The sequence below is a fragment of the Synechococcus sp. R6-10 genome (genome assembly GCF_047461815.1).
Classification (GTDB): Bacteria; Cyanobacteriota; Cyanobacteriia; order Thermostichales; family Thermostichaceae; genus Thermostichus.
This window is the reverse complement of the sequence record NZ_JANSHW010000733.1, coordinates 1-549: the sequence shown is the minus strand read 5'-3', so window position 1 is coordinate 549 and position 549 is coordinate 1. Positions and strand designations below refer to the sequence as shown.

At 67.0% G+C, this 549-nt stretch carries 1 protein-coding gene; it reads left to right on the top strand.

The genetic code is table 11. The features are described from left to right. The coding region (locus NW837_RS15630) for an FAD-dependent oxidoreductase (protein WP_414332604.1) at positions 1–549 on the top strand (549 nt) is incomplete at both ends.

Sequence of the window (549 nt, the reverse complement as noted above, 5' to 3'; positions counted from 1 at the left end):
GTCCACCAGCCTGCCCGAAGAGGCGCAGTTGGCGTTCCTGCGCACGCTGCCAGGGCTGGAAGAGGTCGTGATGCTGCGCCCAGGCTACGCGGTGGAGTACGATATGGTCTACCCCGACCAGCTGTACCCGACGCTGATGACGAAGGCGGTGCGCGGGCTGTTTCTGGCGGGGCAGATCAACGGCACCTCGGGCTACGAGGAGGCGGCGGCACAGGGACTGGTAGCAGGCATCAACGCCGCGCTGTGGGTGCAAAACCGCGAGCCGCTGGTGCTGGAGCGTTCCAACAGCTACATCGGCGTGCTGATTGACGACTTGGTGACCAAGGGCGTGGAAGACCCCTATCGGATGCTGACAGGTCGGGCGGAGCATCGGCTGCACCTGCGCCACGACAACGCCGACGAACGGCTGACCCCCATCGGGCGCGCCGTCGGGCTGGTGGACGACACGCGCTGGGAGCGCTACCTGCGCCGACGCGAGGCAATCGAGCGCGAACTGGAGACCCTGCGGATGCTGGAGGTCAGCGGGCGACACAATCCGCAGTTGCAGGC